This window comes from Streptomyces sp. NPDC046557 (assembly GCF_040645975.1).
Lineage (GTDB): Bacteria > Actinomycetota > Actinomycetes > Streptomycetales > Streptomycetaceae > Streptomyces.
The window spans coordinates 61,429-79,306 of sequence record NZ_JBEYZH010000006.1 but is presented as its reverse complement, the minus strand read 5'-3'; the positions used below and the strand labels follow the sequence as shown (position 1 = coordinate 79,306).

Here is a 17,878-nt window from a genome sequence, read left to right as displayed (position 1 = left end):
AAGCCCGCCGACCCGGCCGTGAAGCCGCCCGTCGCGGAGCCCGCGAAGCCGGCCGCTCCGGCCGCCCCCGCCGCCCCGGTCGCGAAGCCCCCGGCCGCGGTGCCGGTCGTCGCGCCCGCCGTCGCCCCCAAGGCCGCGCCCGTCGACAGGGCCGGCGCCGCCGTCGACAAGCTCAAGGCCTCGGTCGACGCCCTCCTGAAGGTCGCCGCGACCGGCAGCGCCTCGGCCGACGCCAAGGCCAAGGCCGACACGGTCGTGACGGACCTCGGCGCCGTCCTGGTCGCCCTGATCAACGGTGCGGGTCAGCAGAAGGCGCCCACCTCCTAAGCGGTACCCGGGTACCCGCGTACCCCACCTACCCCGCGTCCCCGGCGACCTTCGCGCGCCGGGGACGCGGCGGCTCCCGCGACCGGCCCGCGTTCCCGACCGCGCCCCGACCGCGCTCCCGACCACCCGCCCGCCGGGCCCCCGGCCCGTACGACCCCCGTGCCACCGCGCGACCGCACGACCCCTCTTGACGCCCCCTCGCGCCGGGGAGACGCTCCCGGGTCTCGCCCGAATCCGAACGGGCGATCGCACACTGGGGGGCCGGTATGCCGCAGGAGTCCGTGCGGACGGCGGGAGAGCTGCGTACGCGGCTCGCGGAACGGGTGGCACGCTGGTCCGTCAGCGAGCACCTCGCCGACGAGGAGCCGCTCCCGCGCCCCTCCCTCGGACTGGACCCGGCGTCGCGCCCGACGACCGCCGCCGAGGCGGCAGCCGTCGACCTACGGGCGCTGGTCGGGCACCCGAGCGGCAATCCGCATCTCACCCGGCGCAGGGCGGCGCACGGCCTGCTGCCCGGGACCCGGGAGTCGGCGGCGGCGCTGCCGACGGCCGTGGACTGGCGCGAGCGGTGGGGGTGGCGATGGATCACCCGGGTCAAGGACCAGAACCCGTGCGTGTCCGGCTGGGCCTTCGCGGCGGCCGGGCTGGTGGAGTCCATGGCCCGGATCGAGCACCACGTGTGGGCCGTGCGCTCCGAGGGGGACCTGCGCGACGGGCTGCGGTTGACCTGCGGGCAGGGCTCGGACCCGGAGACGGCGCTCGACTGGATCCGCGACAACGGCGGCCTCGCCGACCCCGGCTGCCGCCCCTACACCACCCCGCCCCCCGGCCTGCCCGCCGAGCGGCGCGCCGCCTGGGGCTCCGAGTACACGCCGAGCTGGGACCGGTCGGGCCGGACCGTACGGATCCGCGACCACGTGCGGCTGGGTGACGTACGGCAGCAGAAGATCTGGCTGGACACGGTCGGCCCGCTCACCGCCTGCCTCGACGTGTACGAGGACTTCTTCGGGCTCGGCTCCGGCGTGTACCACCGTACGAGCGGCCGACGGGTGGGCCGCCACTGCGTGTTGGTGGTCGGCTACGACGACGCGGCGGGCTGCTGGCTCTTCAAGAACTCCTGGGGTACCCGCCACCACGCCGGCGGCTACGGGCGGATCGCGTACGGCGAGGCCCGCGTCGACCACTGGGCCAAGTGCGGACTGAGCGGCACCGACATCGACCCGTGGAGCAAGCGCCGGCTGCACGCGGGCAACGTCTACGAGAGCGGGAACGGCCGCGCGCACCGCAACTTCGAGCTGGCGGCGCCGACGGGTGACGGGAGCCTTCGGCACTGGTGGCGCGAGGGCGAGCCCCCTTTCGCGTGGACCCCGGGCAAGACCTTCGCGCACGACGCCTCGGGCCGCCCCGCCTTCACCGGCACCACCTACAACCGGAACATGGAGTCCCTGCACGTCACCACCGGCGGCCGGCTGCGCCACTGGTACTACGAGCAGTCCGGCGGCGCGTGGCGCGACGGCGGCGCCTTCGGCCCCGGCGACGCGGCGATCGGCTCGACCCCGGCCTTCATCCAGAGCGACTACGGCAAACCCGGCAACTTCGAAGTGGTGGTCCGCACCGCCGACGGACGCCTCAACCACTGGTGGCGCATCAACGGGGCACCCTGGACCTGGAACGACGGCGGCCGGTTCGGCTCCGGCATCGCCCATTTCGGACCCGCCCTCGTCCAGACCCGCTCCCGCCACCTCGACCTCGTCGCGACGCGCACCGACGGGCGGATGCAGTTGTGGTGGCGCGACGACCGCGACCACTTCGCCTGGCACCCCGGCGAGGTGTTCGGCAGCGCGATCACCTCCGCGCCGTGCCTGATCGAGGGGCAGTACGGGGCCACCGACGAGGAGAGCGCCGGGAACTACGAGCTGTGCGTCGTCGGGGCGGACGGCCGGGTCGAGCACTGGTGGCGCGGGAACGCGGGTGGCGGCGCCTGGGCCCGGAGCGCGGTCTTCGGACGGGACGCGCTCGCGGTCACGGGGATGCTCCAGGGCAGTTTCGGGTTCGACCTGGAGGTGATCGTCCTGCGCGCCGACCACCTGCTCCGGCACTACCGGCGCGACGGCGCCGGCTGGCACGCCGGGGCGGTGATCGGTCCGGCGTGAGGCGGTACGGGCCCGGCGGTCCGCATCCTGGACGGGTCAGTCCCGTGTACCCGACATGTATCTATCCTGTGCGCATGACTTCCGCGCCCCCCGTCGTGACCGCAGCCGACCGCGTCTACCAGCACGTCAAACAAGGGGTGCTCGGCCGCCGCTACGAGGGCGGGGTACTCCTCACCGAGGGCGAGGTCGCCGAGGCCGTCGGGGTGTCCCGCACGCCGGTGCGCGAGGCACTGCTGCGCCTGGAGACCGAGGGGCTGCTGAAGCTGTACCCGAAGAAGGGCGCTCTGGTGCTGCCGGTCTCCGCGCAGGAGATCGCCGACGTCATCGAAACCCGGTTGCTGGTCGAGGAGTTCACCGTCCGCAAGGCCGTGCCCGCCCCGGCCGCCCTGCTGGAACGGCTCGCCGCCCTCATCGGGGAACAGCGCCGGCACGCCGCCGAGGGCGACCTCGTCGCCCTGATGGCCGCCGACCGGGCCTTCCACGCCGAGATCGTGCGCAACGCCGGGAACCAGATCCTGGGCCGGCTCTACGACCAGCTCCGCGACCGGCAGCTGCGGATGGGCGTGGCACTGCTGCACGCCCACCCCGAGCGGGTGGAGCGGACGTTGGCCGAGCACACCGAGATCCTCGACGCGCTGCGCGCCGGAGAGCCCGAGACCGCCGCCGCCGCGGTACGGGCGCACGTGGGCCGGGTCGAGGCGCTGGTGCGCGGGGCCGGCCGATGAGCCTGCCCGCGCGGCCGTCCCGGCCGCCCCTCGATCCCCCCGGCGGACGCCGGGCCCTCGCCGTCTGGGCGATCGGCGTCTCCGTGTACTTCGTCGCGGTGATCTTCCGGACCAGCCTGGGCGTCGCCGGGCTGGACGCCGCCGACCGCTTCCAGGTCAACGCGTCGGCGCTCGCCACCTTCTCCCTCCTCCAACTGCTGGTCTACGCGGGCATGCAGATACCCGTCGGGCTGATGGTGGACCGCCTCGGCACCAAGCGGGTGCTGACGCTGGGAGCGCTGCTGTTCACCGTCGGACAGCTCGGTTTCGCGCTGGCGCCCTCCTACGGGACGGCGCTGGCCGCGCGCGCCCTGCTGGGCTGCGGCGACGCGATGACCTTCATCTCCGTGCTGCGGCTCGGCACGCGCTGGTTCCCGGCGCGGCGCGGGCCGCTGATGGCGCAGTCGGCCGGGCTGGTGGGCATGGCCGGCAACCTCGTCTCCACGCTGGTGCTGGCGCCGGTGCTGCACGGCGTCGGCTGGGTGCCGGCCTTCGCGGGCAGTTCGGCGGCGGGCCTCGTCGTCCTGGTGCCGCTGGTGCTGTTCCTGCGCGACCACCCGGAGGGGCACGCGCCGCCGCCCGTGGCGCGCGCCGCCGGAGGAGGGTTCGTGCGCCGTCAGATCGCCGAGTCCTGGCGGGAGCCCGGGACCCGGCTCGGGCTGTGGGTGCACTTCACGACGCAGTTCCCGGCGATGGTGTTCCTGCTGCTGTGGGGGATGCCGTTCCTGGTCGAGGCGCAGGGGTTGTCGCGGACCACCGCGGGCGGGCTGATGACGCTGATCGTCGTCGCGAACATGGGGTTCGGGCTGCTGTACGGGCAGCTCGTCGGCCGCCGTCAGGCCGCGCGGATCCCGCTGGCACTGGGCACGGTCGCGGTCACCGCCGCGCTGTGGGGCGCGGTCCTGGCCTATCCGGGCGAGCGGGCGCCGATGTGGCTGCTGACCGCGCTGTGCGTCGTGCTGGGGACCTGTGGACCGGCCTCGATGATCGGTTTCGACTTCGCCCGTCCCGCCAATCCGGCGGAGCGTCAGGGGACCGCTTCCGGAATCACCAACATGGGTGGTTTCCTCGCGTCCATGACGACGCTGCTGGCGGTGGGCGTGCTGCTCGACGCCACCGGCGACGACTACCGGATCGCCTTCTCGTCGGTCTTCTTCCTGGAGGTCCTCGGCATCACCCAGATCCTCCGGCTGCGCCCCGCCGCCCTGGCCCGCGAACGCCTCCCGCTCGCGGCGGCGCCGGGGCCCGACCTCGACGCAGGTCCCGACCCCGTCACCCCGGCCCGCGCCCATACGTAACGGGAAGGCCGGGGGCGCGCGGCCGGAGCCGGCGGCTACGGCGTCACGGCGAAGTTCGCCAGGATCGCGTCCGCCAGGGCGGTGTCGCCCTCGACCTTCACCCGGTCCGCGACGGCGCGCGGTCGTACCCGCCCGGCCGCGAGCCGCACGTACGTCTCCCAGTCCATGGCCAGCGTCACCGCCGGACCCAGCGAGGGGACCTTGTCCAGCGTGCCCCGCCCCTGGGCGTCCACGCGAACGGTCCGCATGAACTCCAGCTCACCGTGCACGTCGAGCACCACGGCCGAGTTCGGGGGCGCGCCCGCCCCCTTCGCCACCACCTTCGGCAACCCGGCCAGCAGGATGTCCCGCGCCACGTGGGCGCCCGGCGAGTCCAGGTTCCCCGGTACGCCCAGCGCCGCCCGCAGGTCCTGCTCGTGGATCCAGACGTCGAACGCCCTCAGCCGCAGCGCGAACTCCAGCGTCACCTGGTCGCCCAGGGGACCGCGCACCAGCGCGGCCGGATCCCGCTTCTCGTTGCGCAGCTGACGCTGCCGTCGGATGACGGTGTACTCCAGCTCGGAGGTCATCTCCGGGGCGGTGTGGTGCCGCCGGACGTCGACCTGCACCTCCATGTACCGGGTGAACTCGTCGACCACGTGCCGCAGGTCGCGCGGCAGGGTGTGGATCGGCCGCGGATCGCCGAGCTGCTCGCACTCGATGCCGATGATGTGTGACACCACGTCACGCACGGACCAGCCGGGGCAGGGAGTCGCCCGGTTCCACTCGCCCTCGGTCAGGGGGAGGACCAGCTCGGATATCGCCTCGATGGAATGGGTCCACGCGTCGGCGTAAGGCTGAAGGCTGGGATGGACGGTCAACGGGACCCCTCGCGTGCTGTTCAGTGGCGCGTTGTGGACTATGCCCAAAACTACGCTGCCGGTGAGCGACCCGGCAGTGCTTTCGTGTGACGATCGTAGGCCCGAGCTGACGGACACAATGCAAGGACGGTGGTAGTGTGCGCGCCTCTCTGATCCAAGTCGCCGTGAACGAGGGCGAGTCGGTCGCTTCCCGACGGGCCCGGGTCGCCGATCTCGTACGGGAGCAGTCCGCCGCCGACCTCGTCGTGCTGCCGGAACTGTGGACGGTCGGGGCATTCGCCTACGAGCAGTTCGAGACCGAGGCCGAGCCGCTGGACGGCCCGACCTTCGGGGCGATGTCCAAGGCCGCGAGCGACGCCGGGGTCTGGCTCCACGCGGGCTCGGTCGTGGAGCGCGCCGGCGACGGTTCGCTCTACAACACCGCGCTGGTGATCTCCCCGGCCGGCGAGCTCGCCGCCAGCTACCGCAAGATCCACCGCTTTGGCTTCGACCAGGGCGAGGCGGTTCTGATGGCCGCCGGTGACACGCTGACCACGGTCACCCTGCCGGAACAGACCCTCGGCCTCGCCACCTGCTACGACCTGCGGTTCCCCGAGATGTTCCGCGGCCTGGTCGACGCGGGGGCGACGACGATGGTCGTGGCCGCGGGCTGGCCGGCGCGGCGGCGCGCCCACTGGACGCTCCTGAACCGGGCCCGCGCCGTGGAGGACCAGGCGTACGTACTGGCCTGCGGGCTGGCCGGTACCCACGCGGGCGTCGAGCAGGCCGGACACAGCCTGGTGGTGGACCCGTGGGGCGAGGTGCTCGCGGAGGCCGGGCCGGGCGAGGACGTGCTCACGGTCGAGTTGGACCCGGCGAAGGTCGCGGACACTCGGGAGCAGTTCCCGGCGCTCAAGGACCGCAGGCTCGGACGCTGAGGCGACGGTCGGGTGGACGGTCGGGTCGGCGTCCGAGCCGACGGTTCGCCGCCCGGCCGCGGGGTACAAGGGCGACGACGGAACGAGCGGAGCTGGGGGGGCGGGCGGCATGTCCGAGGAAACCGAGGCCATGGTCGAAGCGGCGCTGGAGCCGCACGAACCGTCCCCCGGCGAGGTCGCGGCCCGCGACCGGGTCCGCGCCGACGCCACCGGCATGACGCACCACCAGGCGGCCGACGCCCTGGAACGGACCCTGGACGCCATCGACGACGCGGCCGACGCCGACGCCCCCACCCGCGCCACCCTGGCGGAATGGCAGCGGATCACCGACCTCCTCGCCGACCACGGCGGCCCTTACACACCGGAGGCCGACCCCTACGCACAGGGCCAGTTGAGCGCGCGCCGCCGCTGACCCGGCTACCGCTCCTCCCGTTCCTCGCGCTCCTTCTCGGCCATCCGGATCACGCACACCGCGACGGCGATCAGCAGCGCCGCGTCCGCGTCCTCCCGCACCACGTCCACCGCGTACGTCTCGCGCACCCGGTACCACTGGCGGGAGATCAGCGCGAGCAGCTCGCCGTCGTACTCGACCTTGAACTCGCGGTCCAGGATGCGCCCGCTGACGTCCAGTTCGGTGCCCTCGGCCAGGGTGACGAGGTAGTGGTTGCGCAGCAGGGACAGCCGCTTCCTGCGGATCACCGCGAGCCGGCGCTCGTCCCGCTCCAGGGTCATCGCGTCGCGGAAGGCGAGCCACTTCTCCCGCAGCGTGATCAGGATCCGACCGTCGCGGTCCTTGAGCTCCAGCGTGTCGCGCAGCCGCAGGGCCTTGCCGTCGACGAGGAAGGCGTGGCGGCCGTCCTCGTCCTCGATCCGGTAGTCGTCCCCGATGGCCAGTACTTTGTCCCGTACGAGGTATTTCATGCGGTCATCCGTGCCCGCGATAGGTTGCCGCCATGCCTCTGCTCTATGTCACCGACCTGACGTACCCGGCGCGCGGACGCCGCTACTGCGACGAGGACATATTCCTCACCGGGCGGCTGCGCGAGCACTTCCCGCTCGCCCTGTGCCACCCGCGCGACGCCGAGGCACTGATGGGCGGCTTCGACGCGGTCGTGGTCCGCAACAGCGGCCCGGTCCTGCACTACCAGGAGGCGTACGACGCCTTCCGCGCCGCCGCCCTCGCGACGGGCACCCGCGTCTACAACCCGCTGACCGGGCGCGGCGACATGGCGGGCAAGCAGTACCTGCCGGACCTGACGGCGGCCGGCTACCCGGTGGTCCCGACCGTCGACGACCCGGCGCACCTGCACCTGCTGCCCCGGGTCCCGCTGTACGCGGTCAAGCCCAAGCAGGGCGCGGACTCCATCGGCCTCACCTTCACGGCGGACCCCTCCACCGCCGAGCCGGGCCGGTCCCTGATCCAGCCGCGGATCGACTTCGCGTACGAGGTGTCGTTCTACTTCGTGGACGACGCGTTCCAGTACGCCCTCTACGCCCCGGACCCGGACCGCCGATGGGAGCTGGAGCCCTACGCCCCCACCCCGGCCGACCTGGCCTTCGCCCGCGCCTTCATCGAGTGGAACACCCTCGCGCACGGCATCCAGCGCGTGGACGCCTGCCGCGCCCCCTCCGGCGACCTCCTCTTGGTGGAACTGGAGGACCTCAACCCCTACCTCTCCCTCCATCTCCTCCCGCCGGCGGTCCAAGACGCCTTCGTCACGTCCCTCACCCGCTCCCTGGAGGCGTTCCTGTCCTGAGCGGGCTCCACGGGGTCTACAGCTCGCCGGTCTCCAGCACGATCCCGAACGGCTCCGGCAGTCGCACGGGCGTCCCGAAGGCGTGCGGCCCGTCGACGTTGGCGTAGCCGAGCCGCCCGGGCTCGGAGAACAGGGTGACGGTCTTGTCCAGCCGGTCGACCAGCAGGTACAGCGGCGCCCCGTACTCGGCGTAGCGCTTGCGCTTGACGACGCGGTCGGTCTCGGCGTTGGACTCCGAGGTCACCTCGACGATCAGCAGGGTCTGGTCGGGGAGGAGGGCGCCGCCTCCCTTGGCCAAGTCCTTGGGGGCGACCGCCAAGTCCGGGACGTACCAGTTCGCCGATCCGGGCAGGTCCAGGTTGCCCGACCCGGTCACACAGCCCAGCTCCTTGACCCGCGGTTTGATCTGGTCGCGGATCTCTTCGGCCGCGGTCTCGTGATCCCAGTTCGGCGTCACGTTGTCGATGACCCCTTCGATGATTTCGGTGCGGTCGCCGCTGTGGTGCTGGATGGCGTACTTCAGGGCACGCTCGGGATCGATGCCCTCGCCGTAGTCGTGCGCGGTCGTCATGCCGGACGCCTCCTTCGATGCCTGCGGCCAGCCTCCCACGCGGGTCCGTCGCCCGTCGTCACCCCTCGGGGTGGAGCCGGGTGGGGATGGCAAGCTTGAAGCATGAACGATGCCGCCCCGGCGCCCACCCCCGCGCCCGCGTCCCGCCGTGCCCGTGTCCGTGCCCCCGAGCTGATCGGCAAGGGCGGCTGGCTGAACACCGGTGGGAAGGACCTGACCCTCGCCGACTTCCGAGGTCGCGTATTGATCTTGGATTTTTGGACCTTCTGCTGCATCAACTGCCTGCACGTCCTCGACGAGCTGCGCGAGCTGGAGGAGAAGCACCGCGACACCGTGGTGATCGTCGGCGTGCACTCGCCGAAGTTCGCGCACGAGGCCGAGCACGCGGCCGTCGTCGACGCCGTCGAGCGGTACGAGGTGCACCACCCCGTCCTCGACGACCCCGAGCTGGCCACCTGGAAGCAGTACGCCGTGCGCGCCTGGCCCACGCTCGTGGTGATCGACCCCGAGGGGTACGTCGTCGCCCAGCACGCCGGCGAGGGGCACGCGCACGCCATCGAGCGGCTCGTGGAGGAGCTGGAGGCCGAGCACGCCGCCAAGGGGACGCTGCGGCGCGGGGACGGGCCGTACGTGGCGCCCGAGCCCGTCGCGACCGACCTGCGCTTCCCCGGGAAGGCCCTGCTGCTCGACAACGGGAACCTCCTCGTGTCCGATTCGACGCGGCACCAGCTCGTGGAGATGGCCCCGGACGGGGAGAGCGTCGTACGCCGCGTCGGCAGCGGCGAGCGCACCTTCACCGCCGACGGCTTCACCGAGCCGCAGGGCCTCGCGCTGCTGCCCGACGGCCGGGTCGTCGTGGCCGACACCGTCAACCACGCGCTGCGTACGTACGACCCCACCACCGGCGCCGTCGAGACCGTCGCCGGGACGGGGCGCCAGTGGTGGCAGGGCTCGGCCACATCGGGACCGGCCCTGGAGGTCGACCTGTCCTCGCCGTGGGACGTGGCGTGGTGGCAGGGCAAGGTGTGGATCGCCATGGCGGGCGTGCACCAGCTGTGGACCTGGGACCCGGAGGCGGGGACCGTGGCCGTCGCCGCCGGCACGACCAACGAGGGGCTCGTGGACGGGCCGGCCGCCGAGGCGTGGTTCGCGCAGCCGTCCGGGCTGGCCGCGACCGAGGACCGGCTGTGGGTCGCCGACTCCGAGACCAGCGCACTGCGCTACCTGGAGCGGGGGCCCGAGGGCGAGGGGTACGTCGTACGGACCGCGGTCGGAACCGGCCTCTTCGACTTCGGCCACCGCGACGGCGACGCCGCCCAGGCCCTGCTCCAGCACCCCCTCGGGGTGACCGCGCTGCCCGACGGCTCGGTCGCGGTCTGCGACACGTACAACCACGCGCTGCGCCGCTTCGATCCGGCGACGGGCGAGGTCTCCACCCTCGCCACCGACCTGCGCGAGCCGAGCGACGCGGTCCTGGTCGGCGAGGACATCGTGGTGGTGGAGTCGGCCCGGCACCGCCTGACGCGGCTGCGGCTGCCCGAGGCGGCCGTACGGGTCGACGCGGTCGCCCACCGTACACAGCGCGCCGCCACCGAGGTCGCGCCCGGCACGCTCCGGCTCGACGTGGTCTTCCAGGCGCCGAGTGGGCAGAAGCTCGACACCCGCTACGGGCCCTCGACGCGCCTGCTGGTCTCCTCGACCCCGCCCGAGCTGCTGGCGGCGGGCGAGGGTCCGGGCACGGACCTGTTCCGGGACCTGAAGTTGAACCCGGACGTCACCGAGGGCGTGCTGCACGTCTCCGCGATGGCCGCCTCCTGCGACGACGACCCTGCCAACGAGTACCCGGCCTGCCACGTCCACCAGCAGGACTGGGGCGTTCCGGTGACCGTCACCGCCGACGGGACCAGCCGCCTGCCGCTGGTCCTCGCCGGTATGGACGCCTAGCAAGCGAAGGGCCCCGTCCCGTGGACACCGCGGGACGGGGCCGCCCTGTCACCGGGCGGGGGCCGTCAGCCCTCCAGGAACGCCACCAGCGCGTTCGCCAGCAGGAACGGATCGTCCGCGCCGCACAGTTCGCGGGCGCTGTGCATCGACAGGATGGCCACGCCGATGTCGACGGTCTGGATGCCGTGCCGGGCGGCCGTGATGGGCCCGATCGTCGTACCGCAGGGCATCGAGTTGTTGGAGACGAAGGTCTGCCACGGCACCCCGGCCCGCTCGCACGCGGCCGCGAACACCGCGCGCCCGCTGCCGTCGGTGGCGTACCGCTGGTTGACGTTGACCTTGAGGATCGGGCCGCCGTTGGCGCGCGGGTGGTGCGTCGGGTCGTGCCGCTCGCCGTAGTTGGGGTGTACGGCGTGGCCCGTGTCCGAGGACAGACAGACGGTGCCCGCGAAGGCGCGCGCCCGGTCCTCGTAGGAGCCGCCGCGCGAGAAGACAGAACGTTCCAGCACGTTGCCCAGCAGCGGGCCGTCCGCGCCGGTGTCGGACTGCGAGCCGTTCTCCTCGTGGTCGAAGGCGGCCAGCACCGGGATGTGGTCGAGCTTGGCCGACCCCGAGACGGCCGCCAGCGCCGCGACGCCCGCGTGCACCGAGAGCAGGTTGTCCATGCGCGGCCCGGCGAGCAACTCCCGGTCGCGGCCCAGGTAGGCGGGCGGCTCGATCGAGTGGACCATGAGGTCCCAGCCGGCCACCGAGCCCTGGGGCAGGCCCTCTTCCTCCTCCAGGAACGCGATGAGGTCGCCTTCCTGGACGTCGCCCAGGCCCCAGATCGGCTGCATGTGGCGCTGCTTGTCGAGCTTGAGCCCGTCGGTGTTCACCGACCGGTCCAGGTGCACGGCGAGTTGGGGCACGCGCAGCAGGGCCCGGTCCACGTTCACCAGCCGCTCGGTGCCGTCCCGCAGCGTCAGCCGGCCGGCCAGGCCGAGGTCGCGGTCCAGCCAGGTGTTGAGCAGCGTGCCGCCGTAGATCTCGACCGCGATCTGCCGCCAGCCCTGTGACCCGGTGTCGGGAACGGGCTTGACGCGCAGGTTGGGGGAGTCGGTGTGGGCGCCGATGATGCGGAACGGGGTGTGGGCGGCGGCGCCTTCCGGTACGTACCAGGCGATGATCGCACCGCCGCGCAGTACGAACCTGCCCCCCGTGCCCGAGTCCCAGGCGTCCGATTCCGACAACTGCCTGAAGCCTGCCTTTTCCAGCCGTTCGGCCGCGTTGGCTACGGCGTGGTACGGCGACGGACTGGCCGTCAGGAAAGCCCTCAGGTCGTCGGTGTGTCCGCGGTCGAAGGGGGCGGGAGAGGTCATGTGGTTCACCTTAACGACGGTCGTGTTCGCCATGGCCGGACTGCGGCGGATAGCGGAAAGGTCAGGGCGACGCGGATGTGTGGCCCGCGATCCCGTCGTTTTCAGCCCGGCGGACGCTCGAATCTGCGCTGCAGTTGCCGTCGCTCGCCCCGGCGGATGCGCGGGAGCATCTCGGGGGCCTGCGGCGGGCGCTGCGCGCGTCTCTTGCGTCCGGCGCAGAAGATACAGGCCTCACCCGGCGGCGCATCGGGGTCGATGGGTGCTCCGGGGTGTTCTGAGCACCCGGAGGCGTTGCGGGGCCGGGACAGTTCCCGGGCGATGATGAAGGCGCGGTGCAGGTCGTCCGCGATCCGTACGAAGTCTCCGGCGGGTGAGGAGATGCCGAGGTGGAAGCGCTGGTCCTCGATCGTACGGAGGTACCCGCGCAGCACCTCGTGGTTGTACGGGGGCTCGGGTACGGGGTAGCCCAGCCGGCGCTGTTCGCCGGGGACCGGGGTGGCGGGGCCGGGGCGCCCGCCGTTCCTGCGCAGGCCAAGCCTGCGCCGGTCGTTGCAGATCAGGCAGCGGCCCCAGCCTTCGGGCGCCTCGGGGTCGAGGGCGCCGTTGGGGTGTTCGGGGCAGCCGGTGTAGCTCCTCGCGGGGGCCAGTTGGGCGGCGGTCTGGAACGCGATGTAGAGCGCGTCGGCGAGGCCCTCGTATTCGGCGGGGTGGGAGCCGTCGTACAGCTCCCGGGCGTGGTCGCCGAGGCTGCCCAGGGTCGCCTGCAGCTCCTTGAGGGCATACGGCCGCCCGGTGGGGACGGAGTACCCCCTGCCGTTGCCGTGCTGATCCTGTGGAGTCATGTCTACGAGCGTCCCATGAACGACTGACAACAGGTGAACGCGCAGGTGGGAGGGGGTGGGGGAGGTACGTCGGCGGCCGGGCCCCCGTGCGGGAGGGCCCGGCCGCCGACGTACGACTCGCGGGGACGGCCTAGAAGGCCGCCTCGTCGAGCTCCATGAGGCTGTTGTCCACGCTCTCGGCCAGCGCGCGCTGGACCGAGACGCCCGGCAGGACCTCCGCGGCGAAGAACTTCGCGGCGGCGATCTTGCCGGTGTAGAACGGCACGTCCTTGGCGGAGGCGGTCGCCAGCTTCTCGGCGGCCACGGCGGCGCCCTTGAGCAGCAGGTATCCGACGACGACGTCACCGGAGGCCATCAGCAGGCGGGTGGTGTTCTGGCCGACCTTGTAGATGTTCTTGACGTCCTCACCGGTGGCGGTGAGGTCGACGATCATCTGGCCGACGATGCCCTCCAGGTCCACGGCGGCCTTGGCGAGCGCGTCGCGGGCCGGGGCGAGGTCGTCGCCGCCGACGGCCTCGGCCAGGAACTTCTTGATCGTCTCGGAGAGGACGTTCAGGGAGGCGCCCTGGTCGCGGACGATCTTCCGGAAGAAGAAGTCCTGGCCCTGGATCGCGGTGGTGCCCTCGTAGAGGGTGTCGATCTTGGCGTCCCGGATGTACTGCTCGATCGGGTATTCCTGGAGGTAACCGGAACCGCCGAAGGTCTGCAGCGACTGCGCGAGCTGCTCGTACGACTTCTCCGAGCCGTAGCCCTTCACGATCGGCAGGAGCAGGTCGTTCAGGCCGACGAGCGAAGAGGCGTCCTCGCCCGCGGCCTGCTTGACCTGGATCTCGTCCTGGATGGAGGCGGTGTAGAGGACCAGGGCGCGCATGCCCTCCGCGTACGCCTTCTGCGTCATGAGCGAGCGGCGCACGTCGGGGTGGTGCGTGATGGTGACCTTGGGGGCCGTCTTGTCCATGAAGTTGGCCAGGTCCGGGCCCTGCACGCGCTCCTTGGCGTACTCCAGCGCGTTCAGGTAGCCGGTGGAGAGCGTGGCGATGGCCTTCGTGCCGACCATCATCCGGGCGAACTCGATGATCATGAACATCTGGCGGATGCCGTCGTGCTTGTCGCCGATCAGCCAGCCCTTGGCGGGGTGCTGGTCGCCGAAGGTCATCTCGCAGGTGTTGGACGCCTTGAGACCCATCTTGTGCTCGACGTTCGTCGCGTAGACGCCGTTGCGCTCGCCCAGCTCGCCGGTCTCCCAGTCGAAGTGGAACTTCGGGACGAGGAAGAGGGACAAGCCCTTGGTGCCCGGGCCGTGGCCCTCGGGGCGGGCGAGGACGTAGTGGAGGATGTTCTCCGACATGTCGTGCTCGCCGGAGGTGATGAAGCGCTTCACGCCCTCGATGTGCCAGGAGCCGTCGGCCTGCTGGACCGCCTTGGTGCGGCCGGCGCCGACGTCCGAGCCGGCGTCCGGCTCGGTGAGGACCATGGTCGAGCCCCACTGCTTCTCGACCGCGATCTCGGCGATCTTCTTCTGCGCCTCGTTGCCCTCCTCGAAGAGCACGCCGGCGAAGGCCGGGCCCGAGGAGTACATCCAGACGGCCGGGTTGGCGCCGAGCAGCAGCTCCGCGTAGGCCCAGATGAGGGAGCGGGGCGAGGTGGTGCCGCCGATCTCCTCGGGCAGGCCCAGGCGCCAGTACTCGGAGTCCATGAAGGCCTGGTAGCTCTTCTTGAAGGAGGCCGGGACGGGCGCGGTGTTGGTGGCCGGGTCGAAGACCGGCGGGTTGCGGTCGGCGTCCTCGAAGGAGGCGGCCAGGTCGTTCTCGGCGAGCTTGGTGAGCTCGGCCAGGATGCTCTTGGCGGTCTCGGTGTCCATCTCGCCGAACGGGCCGGTGCCGTACAGCTTGTCGCGGCCGAGCACCTCGAAGAGGTTGAACTCGATGTCGCGGAGATTCGACTTGTAGTGCCCCATGGCGACGGCTCCGTTAAGGCTCGGTGAGACGGGTTCCTCGTGCATACCAATCGGTAACAACATGATGCTACCCACCGGTAATAAGAGCAACCCTCCGGTCCGGACTGTGACCAGGGTCAAGCTCGCACCACACGGTCTTGCATCCCGCACCCTGTGTCACCCCCCAGCGCAGCGCCACCGCGTCGAGCAGGGCCAGTCCCCGCCCGGACTCCTCGGTGTCCGTCACCCGTCGCAGTGCGGGCCACGCACGCGGATCGGGGTCGGTGAGCTCGACCCGCGTACGGGTTGCCCTTCCGCTGACCCGCAGGGTGACGGGGGTGCCCTCGCCGAGGTGGGTGATCACGTTGGCCAGCAACTCGCTGACGCAGAGCTGTACGTCGGCGCACGGCTCTCCGAGGTACTCCCGCACGGCCCGCCGCACCTCGGGCACCGCCTTCGGCACGGCGAGCAGCCGGAGGGTGAGGCCGTCCCGGCCCCTCACCGGTCGGCCAGGACGGCGGCCAGGCGCTGCGCGGTGGCGGTGTTGCAGTTGCCGAGGGTGATCAGGGGCGGGTTGCCGTAGCCACTGGCATAGGAGGCGAGGTGGAGGTCGAGGGAGGGCAACGTGATCCCGTGCGCGGCGAGGGCTGCGCGGAGCTGTGCCAGGGCCTCGATCGCCTCGCGGTCGGCGGGGTGGGTGCTCATGGGGACTTCCGTTCCTGTGCGGAGTGTGACGAACCGCTCACAGCGTGGCGCCGCGGGGCGTAGCGTGGGAAGGGTTTCGGGTTGCGCAGGGCAAGTGGCAAATGGCGGTGGTGGGTTGTGCCTCCTCGTAAGGACACCGACGCGTCGGCGAACGTGCCGTCCTTCTACGGCGCCGAGCTGCGCTTCAAACGGGAGTCGGCCGGGCTCACGCTGGAGCAACTGGCGGAGGGCAGCTTCCGGGGTGTCCCGTTCCTGAGCCAGATCGAGCGCGGCGAACGCCGGATGCCGCCGGATCTGGCCCGGCACGTGGACGAGAAGCTGGGGACGGACGGCTTTTTCGAGCGCCGCTGTGAAGACGCGCGCAAGGCGAAGCAGTCCGGGCACGCGGAGTACTTCGCGGACGTGGCGGAGATGGAGCCGTACGCCGAGACCATCGAGGAATGGGCCCCGATGCTGGTGCCGGGGTTGTTGCAGACCGAGGCGTACGCATCAGCCGTGATCAGGGCGGGCATGCCTTGGCTACCGCCGGACACCGTCCAAAAGCAAGTCGCCGCCCGTACGAAGCGTGCATCCCTCTGGGACCGGGAGCAGCGTCCGGCCTTCTGGGCGATTGTGGACGAGTCGCTGATCCGCAAGCCGCTCCTGGACGCGGGGCCGATGGCCGACCAGCTGCACCACATCGCGCACGTGGTTCGGGACTCGCGGAGCGTTTTGCAAGTCCTTCCGGAAACCGAGGCCGCGCACCCGCTCATGATGGGGATGATCAAGGTCATGACCTTCCCGGACGCTCCGCCTTTGGTCTACACCGAGGGCCTGCACAGCGGCCAACTCATTGACTTTCCGTCACTCGTGAAGAACTACCGCAGGTCGTACGATCTGCTGAGGGCCGCTGCGCTGTCACCTGAGGCGTCCCTGGCGGTAATCGACGCAGCTGCAGAGGACTTCCGAAATGGCAAGCACCGACATTGACTTGACGTCCGCCTGCTGGCGCAAGAGCAGCTACAGCAACGCGAGCGGCGGCGACTGCGTCGAGATCGCCGAGGCGTTCCCGGGCGCAGCCACATGGCGCAAGAGCACCTACAGCAACGGCACCGGCGGCGAGTGCGTCGAGGTGGCTGACGGCCTGGACGGGATCGTGCCGGTCCGGGACTCCAAGCGGCGGCACGGTCCCACGGTCATGGTTACGGCCGCCGCATGGGCGCCCTTCGTGGGCGCCCTGAAGGACGGCGGCTTCGCCGTCTGATCCCGGCGTCCCCGCAGGGGTGGCCCGTACCCACCGGTACCGGGGCGGGCGATCGGTAGTCTGTGCCGCATGTACGGCTACGACCAGACTCCGGGCGCCCAGCAGGGCTACGCGCAGCCCCCGCCCCAGCAGGGCTACGCGCAGCAGCCGCCGCTGTACCCCGAGCCGTCTCCCCCTTCCCTCGCGGACGCGGTAAGGGCCTTCACGACCGGGCAGCTCGCCGCCGAGGACTTCCAGCAGATCTTCGCCACCTCGAAGGTCTACTGCCCGCGCGGCGAGACCCCCGGCTTCCTCGCGCTGCACAACACGCAGCACCCGGTGATCCCGATGTTCACCACGCTCAAGGAGCTGCGCCGGTACGCCGGCAAGGAGTCCAAGTACTTCGTGATCACCGGCGCCGAGGTCATCGACCTGCTCCCGACCGGGTACGGCTTCGTCCTGGACATGGAGGGCGACCACCGCATGGTCTTCGACGCGAAGGCCGTCGAGCAGATGGTCGACTACGCCATGCGCCGCATGTACGGCTGACCGGTCGCACGCCCGGCGCACAGCCGGAGCCGTCCGCGGACCGCCCGCCCCTGTCCTGGGTGCGGGCGGTCCGCGTTCCCGGGGTTGCCGGGTGTCCTCAGGGGCGCCGGCGTGTCAGGCGGTGGCGCCAGAAGGCGCCCGCCAGGGCGAGCGCCGTAAGTCCGAGGGCGCCGTACGCCCAGACCGTCGCGAGGTCGGGGCGGTGGGCCAGGCAGACGCGTACGGCGGCGAAGACGGCCACCCCGACGACGTAGTCGGTGCCTTCGCCGTAGTCGGCGTCCTGGGCCCGTCCGGGCGCGGACGCCCAGCGCAGCAGGAGGCAGCCGGCCAGGCACACGGCTGCGCCGGCGGCGAGATACGGCCGGGGGGAGCCCGGGAGCGGTTCCAAGGGCAGCCCGGTGGCCGCCCACCGGTACGCGAAGTAGCCGGCGATCACGAGCAGGGCCGTGGAGCCGAGCGAGCGGACGAGGGCGGCCACCGGGGCGGGAAGCCTTCTGCGCGGCGGTTCGGAGCCGGGCGTAACGGGCGTCTCCTCGGTGCCGTTCGGCCCGGAGGTGCTGGTCACGCGGCGTTCCCTTTCGGCGGTCGGGCGGTGCGGTGCGGCGGGTGGTTGCCCTCGACGCAAGACGCCCCGGCGCGGTTGCGGGTTGCCCGGGAATGACGGCGGGGGGCGCA

General features: G+C 71.9%; 20 protein-coding genes. 11 read left to right on the top strand and 9 right to left on the bottom strand.

The window, feature by feature from the left end; translation table 11 throughout:
* From ABZ934_RS15090 to ABZ934_RS15075, 4 genes are all read left to right on the top strand, one after another.
* On the top strand, window positions 1-327 hold a 327-nt coding region (locus ABZ934_RS15090; RefSeq protein WP_361312743.1), incomplete at its 5' end, for a hypothetical protein.
* Between the two features lie 266 nt (window positions 328-593).
* The gene (locus ABZ934_RS15085) at window positions 594-2,480 is read left to right on the top strand and encodes a C1 family peptidase (protein WP_361312742.1); all 1,887 of its coding nucleotides are present in this window, start codon (window positions 594-596) and stop codon (window positions 2,478-2,480) included.
* A gap of 74 nt (window positions 2,481-2,554) precedes the next feature.
* Window positions 2,555-3,205 carry a GntR family transcriptional regulator gene (locus tag ABZ934_RS15080; RefSeq protein ID WP_361312741.1) on the top strand — a complete coding sequence of 217 codons (651 nt, stop codon included), beginning with the start codon at window positions 2,555-2,557 and terminating at the stop codon, window positions 3,203-3,205.
* Window positions 3,202-4,542: an MFS transporter gene (locus ABZ934_RS15075; protein WP_361312739.1), complete on the top strand. Its 1,341-nt coding sequence runs from the start codon at window positions 3,202-3,204 to the stop codon at window positions 4,540-4,542. Before ABZ934_RS15080 ends, ABZ934_RS15075 begins: the two co-directional genes overlap by 4 nt.
* Before the next feature lie 35 nt (window positions 4,543-4,577).
* On the opposite strand, the gene ABZ934_RS15070 is transcribed toward ABZ934_RS15075, so the two are convergent.
* The gene (locus ABZ934_RS15070) at window positions 4,578-5,402 is read right to left on the bottom strand and encodes a maleylpyruvate isomerase family mycothiol-dependent enzyme (RefSeq protein ID WP_361312737.1); all 825 of its coding nucleotides are present in this window, start codon (window positions 5,400-5,402) and stop codon (window positions 4,578-4,580) included.
* A 137-nt stretch (window positions 5,403-5,539) separates the two neighbouring features.
* Between ABZ934_RS15070 and ABZ934_RS15065 the strand changes: the two genes are divergently transcribed.
* Both ABZ934_RS15065 and ABZ934_RS15060 read left to right on the top strand, forming a co-directional pair.
* On the top strand, window positions 5,540-6,319 hold the full coding sequence (locus ABZ934_RS15065) for a carbon-nitrogen family hydrolase (RefSeq protein WP_361312736.1): 780 nt from the start codon (window positions 5,540-5,542) through the stop codon (window positions 6,317-6,319).
* A gap of 109 nt (window positions 6,320-6,428) precedes the next feature.
* Entirely contained in the window at window positions 6,429-6,731 is a 303-nt protein-coding gene (locus ABZ934_RS15060) for a hypothetical protein (protein WP_361312734.1), read from the top strand.
* Between the two features lie 5 nt (window positions 6,732-6,736).
* Here ABZ934_RS15060 and ABZ934_RS15055 read toward each other — a convergent pair whose 3' ends face one another.
* Entirely contained in the window at window positions 6,737-7,240 is a 504-nt protein-coding gene (locus tag ABZ934_RS15055) for an LURP-one-related family protein (protein WP_361312732.1), read from the bottom strand.
* 32 nt (window positions 7,241-7,272) lie between these two features.
* On the opposite strand from ABZ934_RS15055, the gene ABZ934_RS15050 reads away from it, so the two are divergent.
* Window positions 7,273-8,076, top strand: a complete 804-nt coding sequence (locus tag ABZ934_RS15050) for a hypothetical protein (RefSeq protein WP_361312730.1) — start codon at window positions 7,273-7,275, stop codon at window positions 8,074-8,076.
* 16 nt (window positions 8,077-8,092) lie between these two features.
* Here ABZ934_RS15050 and ABZ934_RS15045 read toward each other — a convergent pair whose 3' ends face one another.
* Window positions 8,093-8,647 (bottom strand): Uma2 family endonuclease, encoded by a 555-nt coding sequence (locus ABZ934_RS15045; protein ID WP_361312728.1) that lies wholly within the window; start codon window positions 8,645-8,647, stop codon window positions 8,093-8,095.
* 102 nt (window positions 8,648-8,749) lie between these two features.
* Here ABZ934_RS15045 and ABZ934_RS15040 point away from each other — a divergent pair, with 102 nt between their 5' ends.
* Entirely contained in the window at window positions 8,750-10,591 is a 1,842-nt protein-coding gene (locus tag ABZ934_RS15040) for an NHL domain-containing thioredoxin family protein (protein ID WP_361312726.1), read from the top strand.
* Window positions 10,592-10,656: 65 nt separating this feature from the next.
* Here ABZ934_RS15040 and ABZ934_RS15035 read toward each other — a convergent pair whose 3' ends face one another.
* From ABZ934_RS15035 to ABZ934_RS15015, 5 genes are all read right to left on the bottom strand, one after another.
* Window positions 10,657-11,949 carry a M18 family aminopeptidase gene (locus tag ABZ934_RS15035; RefSeq protein ID WP_361312724.1) on the bottom strand — a complete coding sequence of 431 codons (1,293 nt, stop codon included), beginning with the start codon at window positions 11,947-11,949 and terminating at the stop codon, window positions 10,657-10,659.
* Window positions 11,950-12,050: 101 nt separating this feature from the next.
* Window positions 12,051-12,791 carry a hypothetical protein gene (locus tag ABZ934_RS15030; RefSeq protein WP_361312722.1) on the bottom strand — a complete coding sequence of 247 codons (741 nt, stop codon included), beginning with the start codon at window positions 12,789-12,791 and terminating at the stop codon, window positions 12,051-12,053.
* Window positions 12,792-12,921: 130 nt separating this feature from the next.
* The gene (locus ABZ934_RS15025; protein ID WP_361312720.1) at window positions 12,922-14,748 is read right to left on the bottom strand and encodes an acyl-CoA dehydrogenase; all 1,827 of its coding nucleotides are present in this window, start codon (window positions 14,746-14,748) and stop codon (window positions 12,922-12,924) included.
* A 67-nt stretch (window positions 14,749-14,815) separates the two neighbouring features.
* Window positions 14,816-15,190 (bottom strand): ATP-binding protein, encoded by a 375-nt coding sequence (locus tag ABZ934_RS15020; protein ID WP_361312718.1) that lies wholly within the window; start codon window positions 15,188-15,190, stop codon window positions 14,816-14,818.
* A 35-nt stretch (window positions 15,191-15,225) separates the two neighbouring features.
* A complete protein-coding gene (locus tag ABZ934_RS15015) occupies window positions 15,226-15,432 on the bottom strand; it encodes a hypothetical protein (protein ID WP_136210179.1) in 207 nt (68 codons plus the stop codon).
* Window positions 15,433-15,549: 117 nt separating this feature from the next.
* Between ABZ934_RS15015 and ABZ934_RS15010 the strand changes: the two genes are divergently transcribed.
* From ABZ934_RS15010 to ABZ934_RS15000, 3 genes are all read left to right on the top strand, one after another.
* Window positions 15,550-16,401: a helix-turn-helix transcriptional regulator gene (locus ABZ934_RS15010; protein WP_361312969.1), complete on the top strand. Its 852-nt coding sequence runs from the start codon at window positions 15,550-15,552 to the stop codon at window positions 16,399-16,401.
* Complete coding sequence (locus tag ABZ934_RS15005) at window positions 16,382-16,675, top strand: DUF397 domain-containing protein (protein WP_361312717.1); 294 nt, start codon at window positions 16,382-16,384, stop codon at window positions 16,673-16,675. The genes ABZ934_RS15010 and ABZ934_RS15005 overlap by 20 nt, the downstream gene beginning before the upstream one ends.
* A 69-nt stretch (window positions 16,676-16,744) precedes the next feature.
* Window positions 16,745-17,203 carry an SseB family protein gene (locus ABZ934_RS15000; protein ID WP_361312715.1) on the top strand — a complete coding sequence of 153 codons (459 nt, stop codon included), beginning with the start codon at window positions 16,745-16,747 and terminating at the stop codon, window positions 17,201-17,203.
* A gap of 97 nt (window positions 17,204-17,300) precedes the next feature.
* On the opposite strand, the gene ABZ934_RS14995 is transcribed toward ABZ934_RS15000, so the two are convergent.
* Entirely contained in the window at window positions 17,301-17,768 is a 468-nt protein-coding gene (locus ABZ934_RS14995; RefSeq protein ID WP_361312713.1) for a hypothetical protein, read from the bottom strand.
* Between the last annotated feature and the right edge of the window lie 110 nt (window positions 17,769-17,878).

What these genes read in the sequence shown, in the direction of transcription:
- ABZ934_RS15085 (WP_361312742.1), top strand. Translation starts at nt 594, where the DNA reads ATGCCGCAGGAGTCCGTGCGGACGGCGGGAGAGCTGCGTACGCGGCTC.
- ABZ934_RS15080 (WP_361312741.1), top strand. Translation starts at nt 2,555, where the DNA reads ATGACTTCCGCGCCCCCCGTCGTGACCGCAGCCGACCGCGTCTACCAG.
- ABZ934_RS15075 (WP_361312739.1), top strand. Translation starts at nt 3,202, where the DNA reads ATGAGCCTGCCCGCGCGGCCGTCCCGGCCGCCCCTCGATCCCCCCGGC.
- ABZ934_RS15060 (WP_361312734.1), top strand. Translation starts at nt 6,429, where the DNA reads ATGTCCGAGGAAACCGAGGCCATGGTCGAAGCGGCGCTGGAGCCGCAC.
- ABZ934_RS15055 (WP_361312732.1), bottom strand. Translation starts at nt 7,240, where the DNA reads ATGAAATACCTCGTACGGGACAAAGTACTGGCCATCGGGGACGACTAC.
- ABZ934_RS15050 (WP_361312730.1), top strand. Translation starts at nt 7,273, where the DNA reads ATGCCTCTGCTCTATGTCACCGACCTGACGTACCCGGCGCGCGGACGC.
- ABZ934_RS15045 (WP_361312728.1), bottom strand. Translation starts at nt 8,647, where the DNA reads ATGACGACCGCGCACGACTACGGCGAGGGCATCGATCCCGAGCGTGCC.
- ABZ934_RS15040 (WP_361312726.1), top strand. Translation starts at nt 8,750, where the DNA reads ATGAACGATGCCGCCCCGGCGCCCACCCCCGCGCCCGCGTCCCGCCGT.
- ABZ934_RS15035 (WP_361312724.1), bottom strand. Translation starts at nt 11,949, where the DNA reads ATGACCTCTCCCGCCCCCTTCGACCGCGGACACACCGACGACCTGAGG.
- ABZ934_RS15030 (WP_361312722.1), bottom strand. Translation starts at nt 12,791, where the DNA reads ATGACTCCACAGGATCAGCACGGCAACGGCAGGGGGTACTCCGTCCCC.
- ABZ934_RS15025 (WP_361312720.1), bottom strand. Translation starts at nt 14,748, where the DNA reads ATGGGGCACTACAAGTCGAATCTCCGCGACATCGAGTTCAACCTCTTC.
- ABZ934_RS15015 (WP_136210179.1), bottom strand. Translation starts at nt 15,432, where the DNA reads ATGAGCACCCACCCCGCCGACCGCGAGGCGATCGAGGCCCTGGCACAG.
- ABZ934_RS15005 (WP_361312717.1), top strand. Translation starts at nt 16,382, where the DNA reads ATGGCAAGCACCGACATTGACTTGACGTCCGCCTGCTGGCGCAAGAGC.
- ABZ934_RS15000 (WP_361312715.1), top strand. Translation starts at nt 16,745, where the DNA reads ATGTACGGCTACGACCAGACTCCGGGCGCCCAGCAGGGCTACGCGCAG.